The 20,521-nt window shown below is 67.5% G+C and carries 17 protein-coding genes and 1 tRNA gene; 3 read left to right on the top strand and 15 right to left on the bottom strand.

All coding sequences use genetic code 11. The features are described from left to right. Positions 1 to 266: 266 nt before the first annotated feature. The 12 genes from ACWD2L_RS34040 to ACWD2L_RS33985 all read right to left on the bottom strand — a co-directional run bounded on the left by ACWD2L_RS34040 (position 267) and on the right by ACWD2L_RS33985 (position 15,040). Positions 267 to 794, bottom strand: a complete 528-nt coding sequence (locus ACWD2L_RS34040) for a DUF1707 and DUF4190 domain-containing protein (protein WP_351338295.1) — start codon at positions 792 to 794, stop codon at positions 267 to 269. Positions 795 to 913: 119 nt separating this feature from the next. Next, positions 914 to 4,813 (bottom strand): DNA-directed RNA polymerase subunit beta', encoded by a 3,900-nt coding sequence (locus ACWD2L_RS34035; RefSeq protein ID WP_351338298.1) that lies wholly within the window; start codon positions 4,811 to 4,813, stop codon positions 914 to 916. Between the two features lie 96 nt (positions 4,814 to 4,909). Next, the gene (gene rpoB / locus ACWD2L_RS34030) at positions 4,910 to 8,395 is read right to left on the bottom strand and encodes a DNA-directed RNA polymerase subunit beta (RefSeq protein WP_351338300.1); all 3,486 of its coding nucleotides are present in this window, start codon (positions 8,393 to 8,395) and stop codon (positions 4,910 to 4,912) included. A 585-nt stretch (positions 8,396 to 8,980) separates the two neighbouring features. Beyond that, complete coding sequence (gene rplL, locus ACWD2L_RS34025; protein WP_266713052.1) at positions 8,981 to 9,367, bottom strand: 50S ribosomal protein L7/L12; 387 nt, start codon at positions 9,365 to 9,367, stop codon at positions 8,981 to 8,983. Positions 9,368 to 9,511: 144 nt separating this feature from the next. Beyond that, positions 9,512 to 10,042, bottom strand: coding sequence for a 50S ribosomal protein L10 (rplJ, locus tag ACWD2L_RS34020; RefSeq protein WP_351338303.1), 531 nt, complete (start codon positions 10,040 to 10,042; stop codon positions 9,512 to 9,514). A gap of 265 nt (positions 10,043 to 10,307) precedes the next feature. Next, entirely contained in the window at positions 10,308 to 11,267 is a 960-nt protein-coding gene (locus tag ACWD2L_RS34015) for a hypothetical protein (RefSeq protein ID WP_351338306.1), read from the bottom strand. Positions 11,268 to 11,341: 74 nt separating this feature from the next. Then, positions 11,342 to 12,040, bottom strand: coding sequence for a hypothetical protein (locus ACWD2L_RS34010; protein ID WP_351338308.1), 699 nt, complete (start codon positions 12,038 to 12,040; stop codon positions 11,342 to 11,344). A gap of 128 nt (positions 12,041 to 12,168) precedes the next feature. Further along, on the bottom strand, positions 12,169 to 12,900 hold the full coding sequence (gene rplA / locus ACWD2L_RS34005) for a 50S ribosomal protein L1 (RefSeq protein WP_351338310.1): 732 nt from the start codon (positions 12,898 to 12,900) through the stop codon (positions 12,169 to 12,171). 77 nt (positions 12,901 to 12,977) lie between these two features. Beyond that, entirely contained in the window at positions 12,978 to 13,412 is a 435-nt protein-coding gene (gene rplK / locus ACWD2L_RS34000) for a 50S ribosomal protein L11 (protein WP_351338313.1), read from the bottom strand. Between the two features lie 203 nt (positions 13,413 to 13,615). Beyond that, the gene (gene nusG, locus ACWD2L_RS33995; RefSeq protein ID WP_351338316.1) at positions 13,616 to 14,497 is read right to left on the bottom strand and encodes a transcription termination/antitermination protein NusG; all 882 of its coding nucleotides are present in this window, start codon (positions 14,495 to 14,497) and stop codon (positions 13,616 to 13,618) included. 78 nt (positions 14,498 to 14,575) lie between these two features. Then, positions 14,576 to 14,860 carry a preprotein translocase subunit SecE gene (gene secE / locus ACWD2L_RS33990; protein WP_351338318.1) on the bottom strand — a complete coding sequence of 95 codons (285 nt, stop codon included), beginning with the start codon at positions 14,858 to 14,860 and terminating at the stop codon, positions 14,576 to 14,578. 107 nt (positions 14,861 to 14,967) lie between these two features. Then, positions 14,968 to 15,040: transfer RNA gene (locus ACWD2L_RS33985), tRNA-Trp, on the bottom strand. Positions 15,041 to 15,241: 201 nt separating this feature from the next. On the opposite strand from ACWD2L_RS33985, the gene ACWD2L_RS33980 reads away from it, so the two are divergent. Then, positions 15,242 to 16,489, top strand: a complete 1,248-nt coding sequence (locus tag ACWD2L_RS33980) for a pyridoxal phosphate-dependent aminotransferase (RefSeq protein ID WP_351338321.1) — start codon at positions 15,242 to 15,244, stop codon at positions 16,487 to 16,489. A gap of 126 nt (positions 16,490 to 16,615) precedes the next feature. Further along, positions 16,616 to 17,638, top strand: coding sequence for an adenosine deaminase (locus ACWD2L_RS33975; protein ID WP_351338324.1), 1,023 nt, complete (start codon positions 16,616 to 16,618; stop codon positions 17,636 to 17,638). A 12-nt stretch (positions 17,639 to 17,650) separates the two neighbouring features. Here the strand turns inward: ACWD2L_RS33975 and ACWD2L_RS33970 are convergent, their stop codons facing one another. Beyond that, a complete protein-coding gene (locus ACWD2L_RS33970; protein ID WP_351338326.1) occupies positions 17,651 to 18,256 on the bottom strand; it encodes a TetR/AcrR family transcriptional regulator in 606 nt (201 codons plus the stop codon). A 106-nt stretch (positions 18,257 to 18,362) separates the two neighbouring features. Here ACWD2L_RS33970 and ACWD2L_RS33965 point away from each other — a divergent pair, with 106 nt between their 5' ends. Beyond that, complete coding sequence (locus tag ACWD2L_RS33965) at positions 18,363 to 18,995, top strand: NAD(P)-dependent oxidoreductase (protein WP_351338329.1); 633 nt, start codon at positions 18,363 to 18,365, stop codon at positions 18,993 to 18,995. A 15-nt stretch (positions 18,996 to 19,010) separates the two neighbouring features. Here the strand turns inward: ACWD2L_RS33965 and ACWD2L_RS33960 are convergent, their stop codons facing one another. Both ACWD2L_RS33960 and ACWD2L_RS33955 read right to left on the bottom strand, forming a co-directional pair. Continuing rightward, positions 19,011 to 20,132, bottom strand: coding sequence for a UDP-N-acetylmuramate dehydrogenase (locus ACWD2L_RS33960; RefSeq protein WP_351338332.1), 1,122 nt, complete (start codon positions 20,130 to 20,132; stop codon positions 19,011 to 19,013). Next, positions 20,129 to 20,509 carry a DUF3291 domain-containing protein gene (locus ACWD2L_RS33955; protein WP_351338334.1) on the bottom strand — a complete coding sequence of 127 codons (381 nt, stop codon included), beginning with the start codon at positions 20,507 to 20,509 and terminating at the stop codon, positions 20,129 to 20,131. The genes ACWD2L_RS33960 and ACWD2L_RS33955 overlap by 4 nt, the downstream gene beginning before the upstream one ends. Between the last annotated feature and the right edge of the window lie 12 nt (positions 20,510 to 20,521).

Below are 20,521 nucleotides of genomic sequence, written 5' to 3'. Positions count from 1 at the left end.
TTCTCCGGTTTCTGTGTGCCGAGTAGTAAAGCTAACCTGGAACTTTCCCGACCCACGCGGTCGGGTGTGTCGAATACTGCAGACCCCCACGAAAGTGGGAAAACGGCAGATTGCGGTGGCCTTGATCGGACTCGCCGTGCGGCTGATGACACGCACGCGAGCCCAGGCACACCCCAGGCACAAGGTCTGAGCGTACCTATCTCATACGCTGTGGTCAAAACAAATACCCCGGAGCCAGGACACGCCGGACGTCCTACGATCCGCAGCTAGGCCGCGGAGACGACGATCGCCACGATGAGCAGGGCCCAGAACGCCACGGCGAGCCACCCAAGCACCAGCCCGCCGACCGCCATCCCGTCGCCGGACTCGCCCCGCTCCCGGATCTCCTTGCGCGCCATGTGGCCCAGGATCACCGCGGGAACCGCCGAGACGCCCGCACTGAAGAACGTGCCCACACCGCAGACCAGCGCCCCGATCGCCTTGCCGTTGGTCGGCGGGGGCAGCATCGGCGGCGGCAGGAACGTCCGGGGCACGCCCACCATCATCTGCTGCTGTTGCTGGGGCGCCGGCCCCTGCGGCAGATCGGCGACGAGCGTGGTCAGCTCCCCCACGGTGCGCGCCTGATAGGCCCGCTCGATCCGCCGCTCGTACTCGCTCTGCTGCAGCCGCCCCTCCGCGAACCCCGCGCGCAGCACATCGACGGCGCGCTCCCGGTCCGCGTGCGCGGCCAGCATCGACGGCTGATGACCCTGCTGGCCCGGCCACGGGACCGGCTGCCAGGACGGATTCGACACGAGACCACTCCCCCGGGACCCGAACATGTTGTGATGCCCATCATGCGCCAATACGCCGCAGGGCGGCCACCCCGGTTCTTCCCGGGGTGACCGCCCTGCGGTTTCGAGCAGCTGCTCGCCTACTGGTTGTACGGACCGTAGTCGTAGTCCTCCAGCGGAACGGCCTGGCCGGAGCCGGTGCCGAACGGCGAGTAGTCGATGTCGTCGTAGCCGACGGCCGAGTACATCGCGGCCTTGGCCTCCTCGGTGGGCTCCACCCGGATGTTGCGGTAGCGGGACAGACCCGTACCGGCCGGGATGAGCTTACCGATGATGACGTTCTCCTTGAGACCGATGAGGCTGTCGGACTTGGCGTTGATCGCCGCATCCGTCAGGACTCGGGTCGTCTCCTGGAAGGAGGCGGCCGACAGCCAGGATTCCGTCGCCAGCGAGGCCTTGGTGATACCCATCAGCTGCGGACGGCCGGAGGCGGGGTGACCGCCCTCGGTGACCACACGACGGTTCTCGCCCTCGAACTTCGAGCGCTCGACCAGCTCGCCGGGCAGCAGCTCGGCGTCGCCGGACTCGATGATCGTCACGCGGCGCAGCATCTGCCGGATGATGATCTCGATGTGCTTGTCGTGGATCGACACACCCTGCGAGTTGTAGACCTTCTGGACCTCGCCGACCAGGTGCACCTGGACCGCACGCTGACCGAGGATCCGGAGCACGTCGTGCGGGTTGGTGGCACCCACGGTGAGCTTCTGGCCCACCTCGACGTGATCGCCCTCGCCCACCAGCAGACGGGCGCGCTTGGAGATCGGGAAGGGGATCTCGTCGCTGCCGTCGTCCGGCGTGACCACGAGCTTCTTGGTCTTCTCGGTCTCCTCGATCCGGACCCGGCCTGCGGACTCCGAGATCGGGGCGACACCCTTCGGCGTACGAGCCTCGAAGAGCTCGACGACACGGGGCAGACCCTGGGTGATGTCGTCACCGGCCACACCACCGGTGTGGAAGGTACGCATCGTCAGCTGGGTACCGGGCTCACCGATGGACTGGGCGGCGATGATGCCGACCGCCTCACCGATGTCGACCAGCTTGCCAGTGGCCAGCGAGCGGCCGTAGCAGAAGGCACAGGTGCCGACCGCGGACTCACAGGTGAGCACCGAGCGGGTCTTGACGATCTCGACGCCGTGGGCGACGAGGGCGTCGATGAGCACGTCACCCAGGTCGACGTTGGCCGGCGCGATGACCTTGCCGTCGACGACGATGTCCTCGGCGAGCATGCGGGCATAGACGCTGGTCTCGACGTCCTCGGTCTTGCGCAGCACACCATCGGCGCCACGCTCCGCGATCTGGAGCTTGAGGCCGCGGTCGGTGCCGCAGTCCTCCTCGCGAATGATGACGTCCTGCGAGACGTCCACCAGACGACGGGTCAGGTAACCCGAGTCGGCGGTACGCAGGGCGGTGTCCGCCAGACCCTTACGAGCACCGTGAGTCGAGATGAAGTACTCCAGCACCGACAGGCCCTCACGGAAGGAGGCCTTGATCGGACGCGGGATCGTCTCGTTCTTGGCGTTCGACACCAGACCACGCATACCCGCGATCTGACGCATCTGCATCATGTTTCCTCGGGCACCCGAGTCGACCATCATGAAGATGGGGTTGGTCTTCGGGAAGTTCGCGTTCATCGCCTCGGAGACCTCATTGGTCGCCTTGGTCCAGATCGCGATGAGCTCCTGAGTGCGCTCTTCCTTCGTGATGAGACCGCGCTCGTACTGCTTCTGGACCTTCTCGTCCTGCGCCTCGTAGCCCTTGACGATCTCCTTCTTCGCCTCGGGAACGACGACGTCGGAGATGGCCACGGTGACGCCGGAGCGGGTGCCCCAGAAGAAGCCGGCCGCCTTCAGGTTGTCGAGCGTCGCCGCCACGATGACCTTGGGGTAGCGCTCCGCCAGATCGTTGACGATCTCGCCGAGCTGCTTCTTGCCCACCGAGTAGTCGACGAACGGGTAGTCCTCGGGCAGCAGCTCGTTGAAGAGCGCGCGGCCCAGGGTCGTCCGCAGCCGGAAGCTGTCGCCCGGCTGGTACTCGGGCTCGCCATCCTCGACGGGCGGCGGGGTCCAGCCGCGCGGCGGCATGGTGCCCACCGGGAAGCGGATGTCCACGGCCGACTGGAGCGCAAGCTCGCCGGCGTCGAACGCCATGGTCGCCTCGGCCGTGGAGCCGAACGCGCGGCCCTCGCCCTTGACGTCACGGAGCTCACCGTCGGTGGTGAGGAAGAACAGACCGAGGACCATGTCCTGGGTCGGCATCGTCACCGGACGGCCGTCGGCGGGCTTCAGGATGTTGTTCGAGGACAGCATGAGGATGCGGGCCTCGGCCTGCGCCTCCGCGGAGAGCGGCAGGTGCACGGCCATCTGGTCACCGTCGAAGTCCGCGTTGAACGCGGTGCAGACGAGCGGGTGGATCTGAATGGCCTTGCCCTCGACCAGCTGCGGCTCGAAGGCCTGGATGCCGAGGCGGTGCAGCGTCGGCGCACGGTTCAGGAGAACCGGGTGCTCGGCGATGACCTCTTCCAGGACGTCGTACACGACCGTGCGACCGCGCTCGACCATGCGCTTCGCCGACTTGATGTTCTGCGCGTGGTTCAGGTCGACCAGACGCTTCATCACGAACGGCTTGAAGAGCTCCAGCGCCATGGCCTTCGGAAGACCACACTGGTGCAGCTTCAGCTGCGGACCGACGACGATCACGGAACGCGCGGAGTAGTCCACACGCTTACCGAGAAGGTTCTGACGGAAACGACCCTGCTTGCCCTTGAGCATGTCGCTCAGGGACTTCAGCGGGCGGTTACCGGGACCGGTCACCGGGCGACCACGACGACCGTTGTCGAAGAGGGCGTCCACGGCCTCCTGGAGCATGCGCTTCTCGTTGTTCACGATGATCTCGGGCGCACCGAGGTCGAGAAGGCGCTTCAGGCGGTTGTTGCGGTTGATGACGCGGCGGTACAGGTCGTTCAGGTCGGAGGTCGCGAAGCGGCCACCGTCCAGCTGCACCATCGGACGCAGGTCCGGCGGGATGACCGGCACGCAGTCGAGCACCATGCCCTTGGGGCTGTTGCTCGTCTGCAGGAACGCGGAGACGACCTTGAGGCGCTTGAGCGCACGGGTCTTCTTCTGGCCCTTGCCGGTACGGATGATCTCGCGGAGACGCTCGGCCTCCTCCTCGAGGTCGAAGGTCTCGAGGCGCTTCTGCAGCGCCGCGGCACCCATCGAACCGTCGAAGTACGTGCCGAAGCGGTCACGCAGCTCGCGGTAGAGCAGCTCGTCGCCCTCGAGGTCCTGGACCTTGAGGTTCTTGAAGCGCGACCAGACCTCGTCCAGACGGTCGATCTCGCGCTGCGCACGGTCGCGCAGCTGCTTCATCTCGCGCTCGGCACCCTCGCGCACCTTGCGGCGCACGTCGGCCTTGGCACCCTCGGCCTCGAGCTCGGCCAGGTCGGTCTCGAGCTTCTTGGCGCGGGTCTCCAGGTCGGAGTCGCGACGGTTCTCGATCTGCTGACGCTCGACCTGGACGTGCGCCTCGAGGGAGGGCAGGTCGCGGGTACGGCGCTCTTCGTCGACGAACGTGATCATGTACGCCGCGAAGTAGATGACCTTCTCGAGGTCCTTCGGGGCGAGGTCGAGCAGGTAGCCAAGGCGCGACGGGACGCCCTTGAAGTACCAGATGTGGGTGACAGGAGCGGCCAGCTCGATGTGCCCCATCCGCTCACGACGCACCTTGGCGCGCGTGACCTCCACGCCGCAGCGCTCGCAGATGATGCCCTTGAAGCGGACGCGCTTGTACTTACCGCAGTAGCACTCCCAGTCCCGGGTCGGACCGAAGATCTTCTCGCAGAAGAGCCCGTCCTTTTCCGGCTTGAGCGTGCGGTAGTTGATGGTCTCGGGCTTCTTGACCTCGCCGTGGCTCCACTGACGGATGTCGTCAGCGGTGGCCAGACCGATCCGGAGCTCATCGAAGAAGTTGACGTCGAGCACTATGCGTCAATCCCTCTCAGGGTTGTAAGTCTGTGGTCTGAAACGGGGGTCGAGGGGTCGGTAGGGGCCCGGAAACGGGCCCCTACCGGACTCCCGTCAGACCTCTTCGACGCTGCTCGGCTCGCGCCGGGACAGGTCGATGCCGAGCTCCTCCGCTGCGCGGAAGACGTCCTCGTCGGTGTCGCGCATCTCGATGGACATGCCGTCCGAGGACAGCACCTCCACGTTGAGGCACAGAGATTGCATTTCCTTGATGAGCACCTTGAAGGACTCGGGAATGCCGGGCTCGGGGATGTTCTCGCCCTTGACGATGGCCTCGTAGACCTTCACGCGGCCGGTGACGTCGTCGGACTTGATCGTCAGCAGCTCCTGGAGGGCGTAAGCGGCGCCATATGCCTCCAGCGCCCACACCTCCATCTCACCGAAGCGCTGGCCACCGAACTGAGCCTTACCGCCCAGCGGCTGCTGGGTGATCATCGAGTACGGGCCGGTCGACCGGGCGTGCAGCTTGTCGTCGACCAGGTGGTGCAGCTTGAGGATGTACATGTACCCGACCGAGACCGGGTCCGGGAACGGCTCGCCGGAGCGGCCGTCGAACAGCCGCGCCTTGCCGGACGGAAGGACCATGCGGTCGCCGTCGCGGTTCGGCCGGGCGTTCTCGAGCAGACCCGCGAGCTCGTCCTCACGCGCGCCGTCGAAGACCGGGGTCGCGACGTTCGTACGCGGCTCGACCTGGTCGGCGCCGATCGCCTGCAGGCTCTGGGCCCACTGGTCGCTCAGACCGGAGACATCCCAGCCCTGGCTGGCGAGCCAGCCGAGGTGGATCTCCAGGACCTGACCCGGGTTCATTCGGGACGGCACACCCAGGGGGTTCAGGATGATGTCGACCGGGGTGCCGTCCTCCAGGAACGGCATGTCCTCGATCGGGTTGATCTTCGAGATGACGCCCTTGTTGCCGTGACGGCCGGCGAGCTTGTCACCATCGGTGATCTTGCGCTTCTGGGCCACGTAGACACGAACCAGCTGGTTCACGCCCGGCGGCAGCTCGTCGCCCTCTTCACGGTCGAAGACGCGGACGCCGATGACCTTGCCGATCTCACCGTGCGGCACCTTCAGCGAGGTGTCGCGCACTTCGCGCGCCTTCTCACCGAAGATCGCGCGGAGCAGGCGCTCCTCCGGCGTCAGCTCGGTCTCGCCCTTGGGCGTGACCTTGCCGACGAGGATGTCGCCGGCGACGACCTCGGCACCGATCCGGATGATGCCGCGCTCGTCGAGGTCGGCGAGGACCTCCTCGGAGACGTTCGGGATGTCCCGGGTGATCTCCTCCGGGCCGAGCTTGGTGTCACGGGCGTCGACCTCGTGCTCCTCGATGTGGATCGAGGAGAGGACGTCGTCCTGCACGAGGCGCTGCGACAGGATGATCGCGTCCTCGTAGTTGTGACCCTCCCACGGCATGAACGCCACGAGCAGGTTCTTACCGAGGGCCATCTCGCCCTCTTCGGTCGCGGGACCGTCGGCCAGGACCTGGCCGGTGACGATCCGCGCGCCCTCGTCCACGACGACCTTCTGGTTGACAGAAGTGCCCTGGTTCGAGCGGGAGAACTTGTGCAGGCGGTACGTGCTGTACGTGCCGTCGTCGTTGGCGGTGGTGATGTAGTCCGCGGAGACCTCCTGGACCACACCGTCCTTGTCGGCCTTGAGCACGTCGCCGGCGTCGGTGGCGCAGCGGTACTCCATGCCGGTGCCGACGAGCGGCGCCTCGGACTTGATGAGCGGCACGGCCTGACGCATCATGTTCGCGCCCATGAGGGCACGGTTGGCGTCGTCGTGCTCGAGGAACGGGATCATCGCGGTCGCGACCGACACCATCTGGCGCGGCGAGACGTCCATGTAGTCGACCTCGTCACCGGGGACGTAGTCGACCTCTCCGCCACGACGGCGGACCAGGACGCGGGCCTCGGCGAAGGTGAGCTCCTCCGTCAGCGGCGCGTTGGCCTGCGCGATGACGAAGCGGTCCTCCTCGTCGGCCGTCAGGTAGTCGACGTCGTCGCCGACGACACCCTCGGTGACCTTGCGGTACGGCGTCTCGATGAAACCGAACGGGTTGATCCGTCCGTACGAGGCGAGCGAACCGATCAGGCCGATGTTCGGGCCTTCAGGGGTCTCGATGGGGCACATGCGGCCGTAGTGGGACGGGTGCACGTCTCGGACCTCGAAGCCCGCCCGCTCACGGGACAGACCACCCGGGCCGAGGGCGTTCAGACGACGCTTGTGCGTCAGCCCCGACAGCGGGTTGTTCTGGTCCATGAACTGGGACAGCTGCGAGGTACCGAAGAACTCCTTGATCGACGCCACGACCGGGCGAATGTTGATCAGGGTCTGCGGCGTGATCGCCTCGACGTCCTGGGTCGTCATGCGCTCGCGCACGACGCGCTCCATACGGGCGAGACCCGTACGGACCTGGTTCTGGATCAGCTCTCCGACGTTACGGATACGGCGGTTGCCGAAGTGGTCGATGTCGTCGGTCTCGACGACGATCTCCCGGCCCGACTCGCCCACCGTCTCGGTCTCGCCCGCGTGGAGCTTCACGAGGTACTTGATGGAGGCGATGATGTCGTCGGTCGTGAGCACGCCGGCGTTCAGCGGCTCCTCGGCACCGAGCTTCTTGTTCACCTTGTAGCGGCCGACCTTCGCGAGGTCGTAGCGCTTCGGGTTGAAGTAGAGGTTCTCGAGCAGCGTCTGCGCGGCCTCACGCGTGGGCGGCTCGCCCGGACGGAGCTTGCGGTAGATGTCGAGCAGTGCGTCGTCCTGGCCCTGGGTGTGGTCCTTCTCCAGGGTGGCGCGCATGGACTCGTACTCGCCGAACTCCTCGAGGATCTGCTCGGTCGTCCAACCGAGAGCCTTCAGGAGAACGGTGACGGACTGCTTGCGCTTGCGGTCGATGCGCACACCGACCATGTCGCGCTTGTCGATCTCCATCTCCAGCCAGGCACCCCGGGAAGGGATGATCTTGGTGGAGAAGATGTCCTTGTCGGACGTCTTGTCGATGGAGGAGTCGAAGTAGACACCCGGCGAGCGGACCAGCTGGGAGACAACGACACGCTCTGTGCCGTTGATGACGAAGGTGCCCTTGTCGGTCATGAGCGGGAAGTCGCCCATGAAGACCGTCTGGGACTTGATCTCGCCGGTCTCGTTGTTGGTGAACTCGGCGGTGACGAAGAGCGGGGCGGCGTACGTGAAGTCGCGGTCCTTGCACTCGTCGATCGAGTTCTTCGGCGGTTCGAAGCGGTGGTCGCGGAAGGTCAGCGACATCGACCCGGAGAAGTCCTCGATCGGGGAGATCTCCTCGAAGATCTCCTCCAGACCGGACTTCGTGGGGACGTCGCGACCCGACTCCAGAGCCTCCTCGACCCGAGTCTGCCAAGCAGAATTGCCGAGCAGCCAGTCAAAGCTCTCGGTCTGCAGCGCGAGCAGGTTCGGAACCTCGAGAGGCTCCTTGATCTTTGCAAAGGAGATGCGCAGCGGGGCGGTGCTGGCGCCGTTGTTCGTATTCGCGATCGAGGCGTTGCGCGAGGCGGCCAAGAGGGGGTCCTTCCGAGGGCTCGGACTCACTACGCGCGTACCGGTCCCAAGCCATACAACGGGACAGAGCCCCTGACCTGGCGTATGGCCAGATCAGAGCCGGTTCAATCCACAGTGCTGAGGCGAGGGCATGCCCCTGGTGACGGGCAGGGAGCAGCTAACAGGCAGCGCAAAGGGACAGTGTAGCCAGAAGGCCCACTGATGTCCAGTGCGGGTTTTTTGAGACCCTCGTTGTCCTCAACCGTTCACCGTCTGCGGCGTTCCCTGTGCGCTGAGCGCACATTCTTACTGCCCTCTTCGCCGTCGATCCATGCCTCGGATCCGGATCGTTGTGACGACGCGTCCTGAGAATTGCGCGCTGCGTGCTGTTCGTCAAGGCCCCCTCTTGACCGAACAAGGGTGGCGTCAGGCACAACGAAGATCACCATACTCTGCGCGTCCGACAGCGCAAGGCACCCTCGGCCTGCGATCCGGACAACGCCGAAGGGCGACCACCCAGTTGGGTGATCGCCCTTCGGTACCTCGGCGTTACAGCTCCCAAGGGAGCAGTTTCACCGGAGAGGAGTCGACAGACTCGAAGAGGTCTTACTTGACCTCGACGGCCGCGCCGGCAGCCTCGAGCTGCTCCTTGGCCTTCGCCGCGGCGTCCTTGGCGACCTTCTCGAGGACCGGCTTCGGGGTGCCGTCGACGAGGTCCTTGGCCTCCTTGAGGCCCAGGGAGGTCAGCTCGCGCACGACCTTGATGACCTGGATCTTCTTGTCACCGGCGCCGGTGAGGATGACGTCGAACTCGTCCTGCTCCTCGACGGCCTCGGCGGCGGCGCCACCAGCGGCACCGGCGACGACGACGGGGGCGGCAGCGGCAGCCTCGACGTCGAACTTGTCCTCGAAGGCCTTCACGAACTCGGAGAGCTCGATGAGGGTCATCTCCTCGAACTGCGCAAGCAGCTCGTCCTGGGTGAGCTTCGCCATGATGGCGGTCCTTCCACTAAATCGGCAGGTGCCGGATGTACTGGGTGAGGCGGGCGTATGCCTTTCGGCATCACTTCGTAGAAGTTCGGCCCGCTGCGATCCCTGCCGCCGTCTCAGGCGGCGGGGATCAGAAAGCGAGCCGAATTACTCGGCACCGCCCTGCTCGTCCTGCTTGGCACGGAGCGCGTCCACGGTGCGGACGAGCTTCGTCGGCAGCGCGTTGAAGACGGAGGCAGCCTGCGACTGCTTCGCCTTGAAGGCACCGGCCAGCTTGGAGAGCAGAACCTCGCGGGACTCGAGGTCCGCAAGCTTCTTGATCTCGTCGGCGGACAGCACCTTGCCGTCAAGGACACCGCCCTTGATGACGAGGTTCGGGTTGTCCTTGGCGAAGTCACGAAGACCCTTCGCCGACTCCACCGGGTCACCGGTGACGAAGGCAACCGCCGTCGGACCCGCGAAGAGGTCGTCCAGCGCGTTGATCCCGGCCTCGTTGGCCGCGATCTTGGTCAGCGTGTTCTTCACCACGGCGTACTCGGAGTTCTCACCGAGCGAACGGCGCAGCTGCTTGAGCTGGGCCACGGTGAGACCCCGGTACTCGGTCAGCACAGCGGCGTTCGAGCTGCGGAACTTGTCCGTGAGCTCGGCTACCGCGGCAGCCTTGTCGGGCGTCGGCATAGAGCGTCGGCCTCCTTCCGGGTGATGAGGACCGCTCGCAAGGAGGCTGGGAAAGCGAAACGCCCCGGCGCAGGCGCACGGGGCGTGAGCTCGACCATCACGGACGAATCCATGAGGGAGCACTTCCACGAACACCTGCGCGGGTCGTCCGCAGTTTCAGCGGATCCTTCGGCCACCGCCCCCTCTTATGAGCGGACGGCAACGACCAGCGGTCTTTGGCTTCTGTGGAAGATTACGTGAAGCGGGGCGTGTCGAGCAAATCCGCTCAGACGCCGCTGTCAACACCCGGGGAAGCAGACCCGGTGGCGCCGCCGGCGCCGGACGCGCCGCCGAGCTCCTTGAGCATCTGCATCATGTCGAAGGTCTGGCTCGCGGGCGGCGTGGAGGCCTTCACCGCGGCGCCGTAGTCGGAGAACTTCTCCGACATCTGGACGGCGCCCTGCGAGCTGTCCATCGTGACGTCGAGCCGGACCGGCAGGTCGTCCTTGTTGATCCACAGCTCGGTGTCGTAGTTCTTGATACCGGCCTTCTTGACGCTCTTGAGCAGCTGGTCGCGCTCGGACTTGCTGAGAACCTTCAGCGAGTCGTTCTTCCCCAGCATCTCGTCGACCGTCAGCTTGCCCTTGTAGTGCTCCGTCTCGGCGCCGTCCACCGTGGCCGAGCCGAGGTGCTTCAGGTTCGGCGAGTCGAGCAGGACCGCGATCTGCTTGGCCGGGTCCTGGTTCATGTTGTCCAGGCTGCCGGTCATCTGGCTCGCCAGCTTCTCGTCGCCGGACTCCTTCGCCACGGCGGCGAGGTCCATCTTCATCCAGCGCTTGCCGTCCATGGACTTGGCCGCGGCCGCGCCCATGTCCATGTACATCACGTTGTCCTTCATGAGCATGCGGATGTTCTTGGGCGCGTCGGCGCCGCCGGCCGCGAACGCGGAGCCCGACATCGTCATATCCATGACGGTCGGGTCCCAGCCCATGGTGCCGGACATCTTCATGTCGCCGCCGCCCTGGGCCGCCGCCGGCATCTTCATGGTCATGTCGACCTTGGCGGACTTGGCCGCGGAGGTCTTCTTGTACGCGGCCGTGACGGCCTGCGCGACCGACTGGGAACCCGTCCCGGAGGCCTTCTTCTCGCTGCCCTTGTCGTCCCCGCCACCACAGGCGGCGACGGCCGAACACAGCAGCGCGGTGGCGGCGGCCGCGCCGACCACACGTCGTACGGAAACAGTCATCTTGAATCCCACCCCTTGGTGCGTCTTGATCTGCCCGCACGATAGCGGACGCCTCGGACAGCTCGGCCACAGCTTCATCCGGCGCCCGTGACGTCGGCGAAGTCGACGGTGTCGTGTGCGGCCGGGCGTTCGGCCGCGGCCGGGGCCCCGTAGTCGCGGTAGTGGACGGTCACCATGACATCGCCCACGTGCTGGGTACGCCGCACCAGGCGATGCCGGGCATCGAGCCATACGTCGATGTGCCGGCGGCCCGCGGTCCCCCGGTAATGGGTGGCCCGTGTGCCGCGTACGGCCTCCTGCCCGACCCTGTGGACGTCCGCGGCGCCGGTGAGGGCCTTGAGCGTGTCGGCCGGGGTGAGGTCACCGCGGGTGTCGTACGGGCGGCGGATCCAGTGCCGGCCGCCCTTGAGTTCGGCGAACCGGTCGCTCATGCGCGTGTACTGGGCGTCCGGAAGGAAGCGCGTCTGGGACGGGTCACCGCCCAACGCGCGCGTGGAGGCGGCCAGTTCGCCTCCCGTGACCCGTACGGTCAGGGTGCCCTCGACGCCGTCCGCCCAGCCGAGCGCGCCCGTGCTGCGCGAGGTCAGCCGCTTGCCGGTGGTCATCGTCGCGTCGACGCGCGCCGAGCCCGCCGCGGCGACCTGCTGCCGGGCCGCGCGCAGCGCCTCGCGCGCCGCGCGCGTCTCGCCGGCCCCGTGCTCCTGTGCCCCGCCGCAGGCGGTCAGCAGGGTGCCCACGGCGGCCAGGGCCACCACGCGCGCGTACCGCAGCATCCACTCCCCCAGAGTCGGTCACCGCGAAGCTAGCGCAGCCACGGCACCCGGCGGACCGGAAAAGCGGAACGGGCCCCGCACCTCGAAAGGTGCGGGGCCCGTAGCGACTACAGCGAGCCTTGAAGGGCTCAGACCGCGGCCGGGTCCTCCTCGACGAGGAGGTTCCGGGTGCGGTTGGAGTCGAGCTGAATGCCGGGGCCCATCGTGGTGCTGATGGCGGCCCGCTTGATGTAGCGACCCTTGGCGGCGGACGGCTTCAGACGAAGGATCTCGTCCAGGGCCGCGCCGTAGTTCTCCACCAGCTTGGTGTCGTCGAAGGACACCTTGCCGATGATGAAGTGCAGGTTCGCGTGCTTGTCGACGCGGAACTCGATCTTGCCGCCCTTGATCTCGTTCACGGCCTTGACCACGTCCGGGGTCACCGTGCCGGTCTTCGGGTTCGGCATGAGGCCACGCGGGCCGAGCACGCGGCCGAGACGGCCGACCTTGCCCATGAGGTCCGGGGTGGCGACGACGGCGTCGAACTCGTTCAGGCGGTTGCCCTTGGCGATCTCGGCGATCAGTTCGTCGGAGCCGACGATGTCGGCGCCGGCGGCTTCCGCGGCCGCAGCACGGTCACCGGTCGCGAAGACCAGGACCCGGGCGGTCTTACCGGTGCCGTGCGGGAGGTTCACGGTGCCACGGACCATCTGGTCGGCCTTGCGCGGGTCAACGCCCAGGCGGAAGGCGACCTCGACGGTGCCGTCGAACTTCGACGTGGAGGTCTCCTTGGCGAGACGGACGGCCTCGAGCGGGGCGTAGGACTTGGCCCCGTCGATCTTGGCGTCCGCAGCGCGGAGAGACTTGCTGCGCTTGCTCACTTGCTTCTCCTGAGTTCTAGAGGAGGCGTGGTGCGGGCCGAGCAGGCCCTGCCACGGATGGATCTGCGAGGTGGAGGTCAGCCCTCGACCGTGACGCCCATGGAGCGGGCGGTGCCGGCAATGATCTTGGACGCGGCGTCCATGTCATTGGCGTTGAGGTCGGGCATCTTGGTGGTGGCGATCTCGCGGACCTGCGCCTCGGTGATCTTGGCGACCTTGGTCTTGTGCGGCTCGCCGGAGCCCTTCTCGACACCAGCGGCCTTGAGGATCATCTTCGCGGCCGGCGGGGTCTTGGTGATGAAGGTGAACGAACGGTCTTCGTAGACCGTGATCTCCACCGGGATGACCCAACCGCGCTGCGACTCGGTCGCGGCGTTGTAGGCCTTGCAGAACTCCATGATGTTCACGCCGTGCTGGCCCAGCGCGGGGCCGACAGGCGGGGCCGGGTTGGCGGCGCCGGCCTGGATCTGGAGCTTGATGAGCCCCGTGACCTTCTTCTTCTTGGGAGGCATGTGCTCTCTCTCCGGGTCTTAGTGAGAGTGTTCAGCCGCCATCCTGATCAAGGCTGATCGATGATCGTCCAGATCATCCGGATGGAGGCATACCGCACAACGATAACGGGTATCCATGCGCGGCTAAAAACCGAGCAGGTCAGACAGGCTTTGCAGCCCATCTGACCTGTTCGGAAGCGTGTGCCCAGAAGGCGCCGAAAGGGCTAGTTCTTCTGGATCTGGTCGAAGCTCAGCTCGACCGGGGTCTCGCGACCGAAGATCTCGACAAGGCCCTTGACCTTCTTCGAGTCGGCGTTGATCTCGTTGATCGTCGCCTGCAGCGTCGCGAACGGGCCGTCGGTGACGGTGACCGAGTCGCCGACCTCGAAGTCCAGGACCTGAACCTCGACCTTGCGCTGCGGCGCCGGCTTGCCCTCGGACTCGGCCGCCTCGCGGGCGGCCTTCTCCTCGGCCTCCGGGGCGAGCATCTTGACGATCTCGTCCAGGGTCAGCGGGTACGGGTCGTAGGCGTTGCCCACGAAGCCGGTGACACCAGGCGTGTTGCGGACGACGCCCCAGGACTCGTTCGTCAGATCCATGCGGACGAGCACGTAGCCGGGCAGCTTGTTCTGCCGGACGTTCTTGCGCTCGCCGTTCTTGATCTGGACGATCTCTTCCTCGGGCACCTCGGCCTGGTAGATGAACTCCTCGACGTTCAGCGAGACGGCGCGCTGCTCCAGGTTGGCCTTCACGCGCTTCTCGTAGCCCGCGTAGGTGTGGATCACGTACCACTCGCCGGGCAGGCCACGCAGCTCGTCGCGGAGCGCGGTGACCGGGTCGACCGGCTCTTCCTCGACGACCTCGACCTCAGCCTCGACGGCGTCCTCGGCCTCGGCCGGGGCCTCCTCCGTCCGGGCTTCCTCGGCGGCCTCGGCCTCGGTGTCCACCACGGTCTCGACCGCGGCTTCCTCGGCGGGCTCGCCGGCGGCGATGTCGGCAGCCTCTGCCTGGTCCGGGTCCTCGGCGTCCGCCGCCTCGACGATGTCGAGCTCGTCCTCAGCGGACTCGACCGGCTCGATCGCCTCGTTCAGGTTCGGGTCAGACACTGTGGCTGCTTCTTCCTGGATACATAGGGGTGGAACGCGCGAAAGGGGCGCCGGACTCGGCGCCCTCCGCTTTTCGGCTCAGCCGAATACGTACTTGACAAGGTGGTTGAAGCCATAGTCAATCACGGTGACAAGACCGATCATGATGACGACGAACACAATCACCACTGTGGTGTACGTCGAGAGCTGATTGCGAGTCGGCCAGACGACCTTGCGGAGTTCCGCGACGATCTGGCGGTAGAAGAGCGCGAGACGGCCGAAGGGGCCCTTCTTTCCGCGCTTGCCGCCCTTGCGGGCCTTCTTGGACCCCAGCGATTCGTCCTGGGCATCAGGTTTGTCGATGGAGCCCACGGCGTCCGTCACTCGTCCTCACCTGATTCCGGGTCGTGGCCGTGCCGCGCCCGGTGGAGCCGCACGGCGGTGCAATGCAGTACGTACATGCGCACACATCCTGGCGAAGGAGTGTGTAGCAGGGCCGGAGGGACTTGAACCCCCAACCGCTGGTTTTGGAGACCAGTGCTCTACCAATTGAGCTACGACCCTTTGTCTCCCCCAACGTACCGCATCCGCCCGGACGCACGGAGTGCAGTCGGAAGGCGCGGCCGGTGAAGGCCAACGAGCAGTGAGTGTACGTGTTCCGGAGCCCCCCGTCGAACGAGCAACATCCGCAAGTGGATCAAGAGTGGTTTCCCGCTCTTCGAAACCCGTGTGCCCCGCGCCATTCCGGTCTGGAACGATGGGGCCATGAGCGCTGCAACTCCTTCTCCGTCCGCAGGTTCCTCTCCCACCGAGCGTCGGGTGTCGGCCCGGGTCGGCTCGATCTCCGAGTCCGCGACCCTCGCCGTCGACGCCAAGGCCAAGGCCCTCAAGGCCGCCGGGCGTCCGGTGATCGGCTTCGGCGCCGGTGAACCCGACTTCCCGACGCCGGACTACGTGGTCGAGGCGGCCATCGAGGCCTGCAAGAACCCGAAGTTCCACCGCTACACCCCGGCCGGCGGTCTGCCCGAGCTGAAGGCCGCGATCGCCGCGAAGACGCTGCGCGACTCCGGCTACGAGGTCGACGCCTCGCAGATCCTGGTGACGAACGGCGGCAAGCAGGCCATCTACGAGGCGTTCGCCGCGATCCTCGACCCGGGCGACGAGGTCATCGTCCCGGCCCCGTACTGGACCACGTACCCGGAGTCGATCCGCCTCGCGGGCGGTGTGCCGGTGGAGGTCGTCGCCGACGAGACGACCGGCTACCGCGTCTCCGTGGAGCAGCTGGAGGCCGCGCGCACCGAGCGCACCAAGGTCGTCCTGTTCGTATCGCCCTCGAACCCGACGGGCGCCGTGTACAGCGAGGCCGACGCCGAGGCCATCGGCCGCTGGGCCGTGGAGCACGGCCTGTGGGTGATGACGGACGAGATCTACGAGCACCTCGTCTACGGAGACGCGAAGTTCACGTCGCTGCCCGCGCTGCTTCCGGAACTGCGCGACAAGTGCATCGTGGTCAACGGCGTGGCGAAGACGTACGCGATGACCGGCTGGCGCGTCGGGTGGATCGTCGGCCCGAAGGACGTCGTGAAGGCCGCGACGAACCTTCAGTCGCACGCCACGTCGAACGTCTCCAACGTGGCGCAGGCGGCCGCGCTCGCCGCCGTGTCCGGCGACCTGACGGCCGTGGAGAAGATGCGTGAGGCCTTCGACCGTCGTCGCAAGACGATCGTGCGGATGCTCAACGAGATCGACGGCTTCGTCTGCCCGGAGCCCGAGGGCGCGTTCTACGCGTACCCGTCGGTGAAGGGGCTGCTCGGCAAGGAGATCCGCGGCAAGCGTCCGCAGAGCTCCGTCGAGCTGGCGGCGCTCATCCTGGAGGAGGCCGAGGTCGCGGTGGTGCCGGGCGAGGCCTTCGGTACACCGGGCTACCTGCGGCTCTCGTACGCGCTCGGTGACGAGGACCTCGTCGAGGGCGTCTCGCGCATCCAGAAGCTGCTCGCCGAGGCGCGCGACTGAGCTTCTACGTAAGCGTGTGCAAGCGGGCCGTCTCCCTACGGAGGCGGCCCGCTTGTTCGTTCGGACGAGCCCCCGAAGGTGGAAAGGCGCTATCGGTACGACCGGTGTGTACGGCAGGATCTTGGGATGGAGCGTGTAGGACGTGATGTACGTCAGTTGCCGAAGGCCCACCTGCATCTGCACTTCACCGGGTCGATGCGGCCCACGACCCTGCTGGAACTCGCCGACAAGTACGGAGTGCGGCTCCCCGAGGCGCTGACCGGGGCCGAGCCGCCGAAGCTGCGGGCGACGGACGAGCGCGGCTGGTTCCGCTTCCAGCGGCTCTACGATGCGGCGCGTTCCTGCCTGCGGGCCCCCGAGGACATTCAGCGTCTCGTGCGGGAGGCCGCGGAGGAGGACATCGCGGACGGGTCCGGGTGGCTGGAGATCCAGGTCGACCCGACGTCGTACGCGCCGCGTCTCGGCGGCCTGATCCCGGCTCTGGAGATCATCCTCGACGCCGTGGACAGCGCCGCGCGGGAGACCGGGCTCGGGATGCGCGTCCTGGTCGCCGCGAACCGTATGAAGCATCCGTTGGACGCCCGTACGCTGGCGCGCCTCGCGGTGCGGTACGCGGACCGGGGCATCGTCGGCTTCGGGCTCTCCAACGACGAACGGCGGGGCATGGCGCGGGACTTCGACCGGGCCTTCAACATCGCGCGGGAGGGCGGGCTGCTGAGCGCGCCGCACGGGGGCGAGCTGTCCGGGCCCTCGTCCGTGCGCGACTGCCTCGACGACCTGGACGCGACGCGGGTCGGCCACGGCGTGCGGGCCGCCGAGGATCCGCGGCTGCTGAAGCGGCTCGCGGACCGGGGCGTCACCTGCGAGGTGTGCCCGGCCTCGAACGTCGCCCTCGGCGTCTACGAGAAGCCCGAGGACGTGCCGCTGCGCACGCTGTACGAGGCGGGGGTGCCGATGGCGCTGGGCGCGGACGACCCGCTCCTGTTCGGCTCGCGGCTCGCCGCCCAGTACGACATCGTGCGCCGCCACCACGGCTTCTCCGACGCCGAACTGGCCGACCTTGCCCGGCAGTCGGTGCGCGGCTCCGCGGCGCCGTACGACGTCAAGGAGAAGCTTCTGGGTGGCATTGAGGAGTGGCTGGCCGCCTGACGGGCGCTGGGCTCAGGCGATCCCGTTGAGGAGCGTGCGCGCGATGTGGGCCGCGAACTCGTCCACCGGCTGCGGCGGCTTGCGGTCCGGGGCCATGTCGTAGGCGAAGGCGCGCTGTGAGCATGCGCCCAGCAGGAGCGAGGCGGCCGCGTACGTATCGGCCGCGGCGCTGATGCGTCCGGACTTCCGTTCGGCCCGCAAGTAGGCGTCCAGTCCCTGGATCGGCTTGTGCGGCCCTGTGCCCAGTTCCCGCATCACCTCTTCGTGGCGGCGCTTGAGCTTGGGCTCCGCGTACAGGGACGCCGCCATCGGAAACGTCTGCTCGTAGAAGAGCGCCGCTTCGTGGGCGATGTCGGTGAGGTTCTGCTCGACCGTGCGATCGGGGTCCCCCGCCCCCTCCTTGAGGAGCCTGCCGAGCAGGGAACCGAGCTTCGGGAGGCGCTCGCCCAGCACCGTCACGAAGAGCTCCTCCTTGTTGGCGAAATACTTGTAGAGCGCCGCTTCGGAGCAGCCCGCCGCTTTGGCGATCTCCTTGGTGGTCGTCCGGGCGAGACCGATGCTCAGCATGAGTTCGTGGGCCGCGTCGACGATGCGGACACGGGCCGGCTTCTGGTCCATGCAGGCTCCAACCAAGCTTGACGCGGGGTGAGTACTCACTCACTCTAAAGGTGAATCGCGGTGAGTGAACACTCACCCACTACGCGAGCACACCTGGAGGCACGCCATGAAGCTCACGGTTTTCGGCGCGACGGGCGGCATCGGACAGGAGATCGTCAGGCAGGCCCTGGAGGCCGGGCACGAGGTCACGGCGGTGGTCCGCGATCCGGCGCGGTTCACGGTGACCGGTGAGCGCCTGGAGGTGGTGCGCGCCGACCTGAAGGACCCCGAGTCGCTGCGTCCGGCGGTCGCGGGCCGGGACGCCGTGCTGTCCGGCCTGGGCGCCCGCAGGCGCGCGGACGCGGGCATCGCCACCGAGCTCACACGGTCGGTCCTGAAGGCGATGGAGGCGGAGGGGGTGCGCCGGCTGGTGGTGGTCAGCGCGGGTCCGGTGGGGCCGCAGCCCGCCGACTCGCCGCTCGTCGACCGCGCGATGATCGGCATGATCGGCCGGCTCCTGAAGCCCGTCTACGTGGACCTGGCCAATATGGAGGGCGAGTTGGCGCGCAGCGCCACGGACTGGACCTCGGTGCGGCCGCCCCGCCTCCAGGACAAGCCGGTCACCGGTTCGTACCGCACGGTCGTCGGCGGCTTCCCGCGCGCGGGTCGCTTCGCCGGCCGCGCGGACGTCGCGCACGCGATGCTGGCGATGGTGGACGACCCTGCCACGGTGAAGCAGGGGGTCGGGGTCGCGTACTGACCGGGGCGGCCGTCGTCAGAGGCTGACGCCGACCGCCACCGGCTCGTTGACCAGCGTCACGCCGAAGACGTCCCTGACCCCGGCGACGACCTCGCGGGCGAGCGCGAGCAGGTCCTCCGTGGTGGCCTCGCCGCGGTTGGTCAGGGCGAGCGTGTGCTTGGTGGAGATGCGGGCCGGTCCTGTGCCGTAGCCCTTGGTGAAGCCCGCCTTGTCGATGAGCCAGGCCGCCGATGTCTTGGTGAGACCCTCCCCCGCGGGGAACGCGGGGGCCTTCGCGTTCGCCCCCAGACGCTCGACCACGCGCGCGTGGAAGGCCGCGAACTCCGTATCCGTAAGGATCGGGTTGGTGAAGAACGAGCCCGCCGACCATGTGTCGTGGTCCTCCGGGTCGAGCACCATGCCCTTGCCGCCGCGCAGCTTCAGGACGGTCTCGCGCGCGAGGACGGCCGACACCCGGTCGCCCGCCTCGACGCCGAGGGTGCGCGCGGTCTCCGGGTACTTCAGGGGAGCGCTGAGGCCGCCCGCGTCCTCCAGCTCGAATCGCACACGCAGCACTACGTAGCGGTCGGGTTCGGCCTTGAAGCGGCTGTGCCGGTAGGAGAAGGCGCACTCGGCGTTGGGGATCGTGACGGTCTCGCCGGTCGTGCGGTCGTAGGCGATCACCTCGGTGATCGTGGCGGAGACCTCCTGGCCGTACGCCCCCACGTTCTGGATCGGCGTCGCGCCCGCGGAGCCGGGGATCCCGGCGAGGCACTCGACACCCGCGAGTCCGGCTTCGACGGTCCGCTCTACGGCGTCGGTCCAGACCTCACCGGCCGCCAGTTCCAGCCGCGTGCCGTCGAGTTCGAAGCCCTTGGTGGCGATGCGCAGGGCGGTGCCCGCGAAGCCCTTGTCGCCGATGACGAGGTTGCTGCCGCCGCCGATGATCAGCAGCGGCGTGCCGGTGGCGTCGGCCTCGCGCACCGCGTCGACCACCTCGGCGTCGGTGGTCGCGGTGAGCAGCCGGGTGGCGGGCCCGCCGAGCCGGAAGGTGGTCAGGGGGGCGAGAGGGGCGTCGTGGAGTTCCTGCACGCGCTCAAGGGTACGAGAACGGCCCCGCCGCTCCGACGGGGCCGCCGCTGCCGTGGCCGGGCTCACTGGAAGCGCGACAGGACGTCCTTCCAGTGGAGCGGCAGCTCGTCGGTCGACGCCTTCCAGGTGAGGAAGGTCGAATCCTTCATCTGCCCCCGCAGTCCCGCGGAGATCGCCGCGTGCGGCTCGGTGACCGCGAAGTCCCGCAGGGCCTTGGGCGACTCCCATACGGACAGGGTCCAGAAGGTGCGCCGTAAGGGCGCCGCCTTCAGGGTCGCTCCGTAGACGCCCGGTGCCCGCCCCACCTGTCGCCAGATGGTGGGCGTACGGGCGAAGAACTTCAGGGAGCCCCACAGGGTCCGGGTCTCGAAGCGGGAGGCGAAGACATGGGCCTCCACGCGCGCGGGTGGGGTGTTCGGGGTGGTCCAGGGCAGGGTCGGCATGGCGTTCCTCCC

This window comes from Streptomyces sp. NPDC002754, assembly GCF_053592315.1.
The sequence above is the reverse complement of the archived record's forward strand: the minus strand, read 5'-3'. Positions and strand labels throughout refer to the sequence as shown.